The organism is Nocardia cyriacigeorgica NBRC 100375 (assembly GCF_000308555.1).
GTDB lineage: Bacteria > Actinomycetota > Actinomycetes > Mycobacteriales > Mycobacteriaceae > Nocardia > Nocardia cyriacigeorgica.
Map to the genome: position 1 here is coordinate 1 of NZ_BAFY01000070.1, position 7374 is coordinate 7374.

Sequence of the window (7374 nt, forward strand, 5' to 3'; positions counted from 1 at the left end):
AGAGCGCGCGGATCGTGGCGTACAGCTCGTCGCGCAATGCCACTCGCGCGAGCGCGTTCCATTTCGTGCCGCGTTCCAGCCGCGACACCGCCACCAGTTGCGGTACCACGCCAAGGCGTTGGCCGAGCAGGTAATAGACCTCGGCGACCGCGGCGGGCGGGCGGCCGGAGATCTCGGCGATCTCCACGATGTCGAGTAAGGCGAACTGGTCGAGCAGCGACGACACGCGTGCGGCCAGATCCTCCGGTACTCCCCGATCGACCAGCGCGGCGGTGCGCTTGCGCAGATCGGCCGCATCGCTACCGGACAACCAACCCGCCACCTGCGGTGTCAGTTCGGCGATTCGATCACGGAAGCGCCGGATCTCGGCGCCGACGGCCAGCGGTTGCGGACGTTGGGTGAGCATCCAGCGCGAGGCCCGGTCGAGCAGTCTGCGGCTGAGCACGATCAGCTCGTCGGTGAGCTGGGCGCTGAGCCCGCTGCCGCGGATGTCGCGCCACAGCGCCGGCAGGTCGAAGACGGCCGAGACCACCGCGAAGGCGCGCACGGCGTCGGCGTTGCTGGCGCCGGATTCCTCCGAGAGCCGGTAGGCGTAGGTGATGCCGCCGTTGTCGACGACCGTGTTGGTCAGCACCGTCGCCACGATCTCGCGGCGCAGCGGGTGCTCGGCGATCGCGTCGGCGTACCGATCGCGCAGCGGGCGCGGGAAATAGCGGGCGAGGTCGTCGACGAAGGCCGGGCTGTCGGGCAGGTCGCCGGCCAGCAGGTCGGCTTGCAATCCGAGCTTGACGTGCGCGAGCAGGGTGGCGAGCTCGGGTGAGGTGAGCCCCTGGCCCGCCCGCTGCCGCGCGGCGATCTCCTTCTTGCTCGGCAGCACGTCCAGTTCGCGATCCAGTCCGGTGGTGGCCGCCAAGTGGTCGATGAGCCTGCCGTGCACCGCGATCGAGGCCGCCGCCCTGGCCCGGCTGGTGCCCATGAGCTGGTTCTGCGAGGCGTTGTCGGCCAGGACCAGCCGCGACACCTCGGAGGCCATCTCACCCAGCAGCGCATTGCGTTCGGCGCCGGTGAGCCGGCCCGCACCGACCAAGCCGTCGAGCAGGATCTTGATATTGACCTCGTGGTCGGAGCAGTCGACGCCGGCCGAATTGTCCAGGGCGTCGGTATTGATCCGGCCGCCCGCGCGCGCGTATTCGATGCGGCCGCGCTGGGTGAAGCCGAGATTGCCGCCCTCACCGACGATCCGGGCGCGGACCTCTGCGCCGTCGACGCGGACGGTGTCGTTGTTCTTGTCGCCGACGTCGAGATGGGTTTCGGTGCTCGCCTTGACGTAGGTACCGATACCGCCGTTCCAGAGCAGATCGACCGGGGCGCACAGGATCGCGCGCACGAGTTGCGGCGGGGTCAGCGCGGTGACGTCGTCGGCCAGGCCGAGCGCGGCGCGCACCTCGGCGCTGATCGGCACGGATTTACTCGTGCGCTCCCATACCCCGCCGCCGGCGCTGATCAGCTCGGGCGCGTAATCGGCCCAGGATGAGCGCGGTTTCGCGAACAGCCTCGAGCGCTCGGCGAACGACGTCGCCGCGTCGGGGTTCGGGTCGAGGAAGAGGTGGCGGTGGTCGAAGGCGGCGACCAGACGGATGTGCCGGGAGGCGAGCATGCCGTTGCCGAAGACGTCGCCGCTCATATCGCCGATGCCGACGGCCGTGAAGTCCTCCGACCGTGGATCCACACCCAGTTCGCGGAAATGCCGTTTCACGCTCTCCCACGCACCGCGGGCGGTGATGCCGAGCGCCTTGTGGTCGTAGCCGACCGAGCCGCCGGAGGCGAAGGCGTCGCCGAGCCAGTAGCGGTAGTTCGCGGCCACGTCGTTGGCGATATCGGAGAAGGTCGCGGTGCCCTTGTCGGCCGCGACCACCAGGTAGGTGTCATCGCCATCGTGGCGGCGCACCCGAGGCGGCGCGATGACGGCGCCGGTGGCGAGGTCGAGGTTGTCGGTGAGGTCGAGCATCCCGCCGATGAACGTGCGGTAGCAGCGAATCCCCTCGGCGCGCTGCGCGTCTCGGTCCGCCGCCGGGTCGCCGGTGGGTGTGGGCGGGCGTTTCACCACGAAACCGCCTTTGGCCCCCGCCGGCACGATGACGGCGTTCTTCACCGCCTGCGCCTTCGCCAGCCCGAGCACCTCGGTGCGGAAATCCTCCTTGCGATCCGACCAGCGCAGTCCACCGCGCGCGACCATCCCGAACCGCATGTGCACGCCCTCCACGCGCGGGGAATAGACGTAGATCTCGAAACGCGGGCGCGGTGAGGGGAGTTCGGGAATCCGGCGCGGATCGAGTTTGAAGGCAAGGCAGGTGTCGTCGCCGGGCTCGGCATGGACGTAGTGGTTGGTGCGCAATGTCGCGTCTATGACGTTGAGGTACGCGCGCAGGATGCGGTCGGCGTCCAATCCGGGGACCGCGGCGATACCTTCTTCCAGCGTTTCGAGCAGCGATTCGGTATCGGATTCGGGCGCGGCCGGGTCGAACCGGGCCTCGAACAGGCCGACGAGTCCGCGCGTGATGCCGGGATGTGCACCGAGCACAGTCGCGATATGCGCCCGGCTATAAGGGAATTCGCCTTGCCGCAGGTAGTTCGCAAAGGCGCGCAGCACGATCACCTGACGGTGGTCGAGGCCGGCGCGCGGTACCAATTCGTTGAAGCGATCAGCCTCGGCCCTGCCGTGCCAGATGGCGGCGCAGGTGTCGGTGAAGCGGCGGGCGAAATCGGCGTCGTCGAGCTGCGGTGGCAGCAAACGCTCGGGGTAGCGCAGCGAGAACCGGTAGATGCGGCAGGCGATGGCGCTGGTATTGGCGATCACGTACGGCCGCTCGTCGAGCACCTCGACACCGAGGCTCTGCAGGATCGGCAGGATCTCGCTCAGCGACGCCGGACGTCCGCCGAGATAGAGGGTGAGCACCCATTCCTCGTTCGATTCCGCGACCCGGCGCAGCGCCAGATCGACGTCGCCGGGGCCGAGGCCTTCCAGGTGGGCGAGGTCGTTCGGAGCGCTACCGGGAGCGACATCTTGCTTATAGCCTTCTGGTATGGCCGATACATAGTGGTCGGCGAGGTGCGGCGCGATCGGGGTGGCCCGCAGGCGCTCATCCCAGTCGCTTCCGGGCCGCTCGTATCGCACATCCGCATTCGAATCTCGCACCGGAGCCGTCGACGTTGCCTTCATGTCACTACCTTCCGAACGGAAGTCTCACCGCTTCCGCTGAGGACGCTTGACAGGTGGTTGTATATACAGGACTATACACCTAACCAGTGATTCGGCACACATTCGTTTTTCTGAGGAGAGAACCCCATGACCGACGCTTCCACCAGGCCGCAGTCCGGCCCGCGTCCCGTCCGCGCCGACCGTGGCAGCGAGCTGAGCACCCTCGGCTGGCAGCAGGAAGGCGCGCTGCGGATGCTGATGAACAACCTCGATCCCGAGGTCGCCGAACGCCCCGACGACCTCGTCGTCTACGGCGGCACCGGCCGCGCCGCCCGCAGCTGGGAAGCCTTCGACGCCATCGTGCGCACCCTGAAGACGCTGAAATCCGACGAAACTCTGCTCGTGCAGTCCGGTAAGCCGGTCGGCGTGTTCCGCACCAACGAGTGGGCGCCGCGCGTGCTGCTGGCCAACTCGAACCTGGTCGGCGACTGGGCCAACTGGGAAGAATTCCGCAAACTCGAACAGCTCGGGCTGATCATGTACGGCCAGATGACGGCCGGCTCCTGGATCTACATCGGCAGCCAGGGCATCCTGCAGGGCACCTACGAGACGTTCGGTGCCGTCGCGCGCAAACGCTTCGGCGGCACCCTGGCCGGCACCATCACCCTCACCGCGGGCATGGGCGGTATGGGCGGTGCGCAGCCGCTGGCCGTCACCATGAACGAAGGCGTCGCGATCTGCGTGGACTGCGATCCCGCTCGCATCGACCGCCGCATCGCCCACGGCTACCTCGACACCAAGGTCGACTCCGTGCAGGACGCGCTCGATCTGGCCATCAAGATGCGCGACGAGCGCAAGCCGCTGTCCATCGGCCTGGTCGGCAATGCCGCCGAGGTGTTCCCGCAGCTGCTGGAGATGGACGCGCCCATCGACATCGTCACCGACCAGACCTCCGCCCACGACCCGCTGTCCTACCTGCCGATCGGCGTGGCGCTGGAAGATTGGCACAAGCTCGCCGACAAGGATCCCGGCTGGTTCACCACCGAGGCGCAGGCCTCGATGGCCAAGCACGTCGAAGCCATGGTCGGGTTCATGGACAAGGGCGCCGAGGTGTTCGACTACGGCAACTCCATCCGCGACGAAGCCCGCAAGGGTGGCTACGCGCGCGCGTTCGAGTTCCCCGGATTCGTTCCCGCCTACATCCGCCCGCTGTTCGAAGAGGGCCTCGGCCCGTTCCGCTGGGCCGCGCTGTCGGGCGATCCGAAGGACATCGCCGCCACCGACAAGGCGATTCTCGAACTCTTCCCGGAGAACGAGCACCTCAAGCGCTGGATCACCATGGCCGGTGAAAAGGTGAAGTTCGAAGGCCTGCCCGCCCGCATCTGCTGGCTCGGCTACGGCGAACGTCACCGCGCGGGCCTGAAGTTCAACGAAATGGTGGCCTCCGGCGAACTCTCGGCCCCCGTCGCCATCGGCCGCGACCACCTCGACTCGGGCTCGGTCGCCTCGCCCTACCGCGAAACCGAAGCCATGGCCGACGGTTCCGACGCCATCGCCGACTGGCCGCTGCTGAACGCCCTGCTCAACACGGCATCCGGCGCGTCGTGGGTCTCCATCCACCACGGCGGCGGCGTCGGCATGGGCCGTTCCATCCACGCCGGTCAGGTGTGCATCGCCGACGGCACCGAGCTCGCGGCGCAGAAGCTGGAGCGGGTGCTGACCAACGATCCCGGAATGGGTGTGATCCGGCACGTGGACGCCGGTTACGAGCACGCCGCCGATGTGGCGCGGGAGCGCGGGGTTCGGATTCCCATGCAGGAGAGCTGATCTGAACGGTGCGGCGGCCAACTGCCGACGCGCCGACGATTGCGACGACCTCGGAGCTGCGTGAGGGGCAGCTCCGAGGTCGTCGTGCGTTCGGTCTCAGCGACGTTGCTTGCGACGGCGAGAGTACCGCCGCGTAGCGAAGGGACTGCCTCGCTCGTGATTTGCCCGATCGGACAGAATCTCGAGCGTGACCGACGAGAACGACCTGTTCGATGGGGTTCCCCTTGCCGAGGCTGCGCTCGCCGGCCAGAACCTGGACCTACTGTCTTCCAGCGAACGTGACGCAATCCAGTCATACGCTCTGAACGGGTTCGAGCGGATCAATAGAGCTCTCTGGGAGCAAATCCCGATGACGCCCACCCTTGCCCCGCTCATCGATACCATCAGATCGGCTCTGATGAAATACCCACTCCCGGCGATGGTTCGCGTCACTCGTGAAACAGAGGCGCATATTTTCGGCATCGCCGACGATGATTCGGCACGCGCACTGATCTATCGGGAGTTCACACATCGTGGCTTCTTGTCTGCGAGTGGAGCGGCGAACCCTCCTCGATCACGTCGCCACGTCGACCCTGTGATCCTAGACCTGCTCGTCCCTGCGGGCACCCCGGCCTTACGGCTGGGGGAGCTGGCGGAGATCCCCGACGAACGTGAGGTCCTGGTCATCGACGCGCGCAACTACTTCGTGGTTGGTGTCGGCTGGGACCAGGCGCGTAGCATGTGGCGTATTCAGGCGATTGTTGTGGAGGGCTAGCGATGAGTGCATTGACGCGGGAAACATTGCAGGCCGCCGAGGTGAAACTGTCCCCGAAGCAGGTCGAGGCACGGCGCCGCCAAGCCGAGAAGCTCCTCGGCAAGAAGCTCCCACCCCGCGAGACCACCTCGCGCGGAAAGTAGGGACCGCCGTTTTTGGTGCCAGGCGCAGGTGCACCCCTGGAACCGCGTAGAAGCGCGTCACGGAAGGTGACCCGCCGGCGAGGACGACGCGTCGAGCCAGCGACATTTCACACCCGGCACACCCATGCCAGCCGCTGACCACCTGCGGCAGCCTGAGGCCACCCGCCTGGTCAGTTGCGCTGGGCACCCTCGGGCCAGACGATCTCGACGGGAATGCCTGCATTGCGGGCGAGGTCTACGACGGTTCCGGTGCCACCGCGTTCGCTGACCTGCCCGTCCCACACTGCTATCAGCCGATCGGCGCCGAGTAACAGTTGGGCGTTGGCGGCTTCGTAGGCGTCGCGGCCTGCGTCATCGAAGTCCATGACATGGACGAACGCGGCGCTGGCCAGCAGGCGGTCGAACAACTCGGCATGGTCAGGCTTCACCTTGCGCTCCCGATAGTTGCGCGAAGGCAGCACCACCTCCAACTGCCCGCCGCAATCCAACACCGCCTGCGCGAACACCGAGTCCGCACCCCGCGCGATACAGCTGACGCCGACCAGATCCTCGAGCCCGTCCAACTCCTCCACGATCCGGTCGTAGACCAGCTTCGCCGTGTCCGGAGTGATGTTCATGTGGCCGGTGACAGCGACGCGCAACAGCGTTCCTTCCCGTATCGATAAGCCGGATGGCATATCGCCAAGCAGCTGCTTCGCAGCCGTCGCGCGAGTGGCACATGACGCAGACGCTTCTCGGCGTTTTCCAGCACCATGTGCCACTCGCCCCGGCGCTTCTGTTGTCGGTGGCTATTGGGCGCTGTCGCTCACCGGGTCCCGTTGTCGCTGAACACTATCGGTCGAGTTCGTCGAGAACTGACACGATCAACTGTCTGGCTTCGCGACCGTAGAGAGCAGACCGTTTCAATTCCTCGAACATGCGGGCGTAGAGGTTGATCTCGGCGGGCTGCGTTACCTGGATGCTCGCGGACGGAGTTTCGAGAGCGACCAGGTCATCGTCGAAAATCCAGAACCCCGTGCTGCCCACTCCGCCGCGTTCGCGCATCAGCGGGATGATGCCGACGGAGACCTGCGGCAAGGCCATTACTTCCAGTAGACGGCCGAGCTGCCCGGCCTGCACCTCGGCGGATCCGAACCAGGTGCGCAGCGCCTGCTCTTCAAGGACAACGACGAACCGGCGGCCGCCGCGCTGCACGATCTGCTGACGCTCCATCCGGATCGATACGGCCTCATCGATGTCATTCGGGGTATTCAGGAACCGGACCCAGAACTCGAGCATTGCCCGTGCGTAGTCCGCAGTCTGGAACAGCCCGGGAATCACATTGTGCTCGTATATGCGGAAGACCTTGGTAGCCCGATATCGCTGCGGTGTGTGTGCACCGAGCACCCGCTTCATCCCGGCCCGAGACTCGCGCCGATGCTCCACATAGGCGGAGTCGACTGCCGACAATG

General features: G+C 66.6%; 5 protein-coding genes and 1 pseudogene. 3 read left to right on the plus strand and 3 right to left on the minus strand.

The features are described from left to right. A pseudogene (locus RJ05_RS06150) lies at nt 1-3172 on the minus strand (NAD-glutamate dehydrogenase domain-containing protein); the annotation flags it as partial. A 174-nt stretch (nt 3173-3346) separates the two neighbouring features. Here RJ05_RS06150 and hutU point away from each other — a divergent pair. The 3 genes from hutU (at nt 3347) to RJ05_RS30695 (ending at nt 5923) form a co-directional block, all read left to right on the plus strand. Further along, entirely contained in the window at nt 3347-5026 is a 1680-nt protein-coding gene (hutU, locus tag RJ05_RS06155; protein ID WP_036534153.1) for a urocanate hydratase, read from the plus strand. 187 nt (nt 5027-5213) lie between these two features. Continuing rightward, nucleotides 5214-5780 (plus strand): ADP-ribosyltransferase, encoded by a 567-nt coding sequence (locus RJ05_RS06160; protein WP_036534156.1) that lies wholly within the window; start codon nt 5214-5216, stop codon nt 5778-5780. Between the two features lie 2 nt (nt 5781-5782). Next, nucleotides 5783-5923, plus strand: coding sequence for a hypothetical protein (locus tag RJ05_RS30695; RefSeq protein WP_156090797.1), 141 nt, complete (start codon nt 5783-5785; stop codon nt 5921-5923). Between the two features lie 170 nt (nt 5924-6093). On the opposite strand, the gene RJ05_RS06165 is transcribed toward RJ05_RS30695, so the two are convergent. Both RJ05_RS06165 and RJ05_RS06170 read right to left on the minus strand, forming a co-directional pair. Beyond that, the gene (locus RJ05_RS06165; protein WP_036534158.1) at nt 6094-6564 is read right to left on the minus strand and encodes a hypothetical protein; all 471 of its coding nucleotides are present in this window, start codon (nt 6562-6564) and stop codon (nt 6094-6096) included. A gap of 190 nt (nt 6565-6754) precedes the next feature. After that, nucleotides 6755-7374: DUF5753 domain-containing protein (locus tag RJ05_RS06170; RefSeq protein ID WP_036534160.1), on the minus strand; the 620-nt coding region annotated here is incomplete at its 5' end.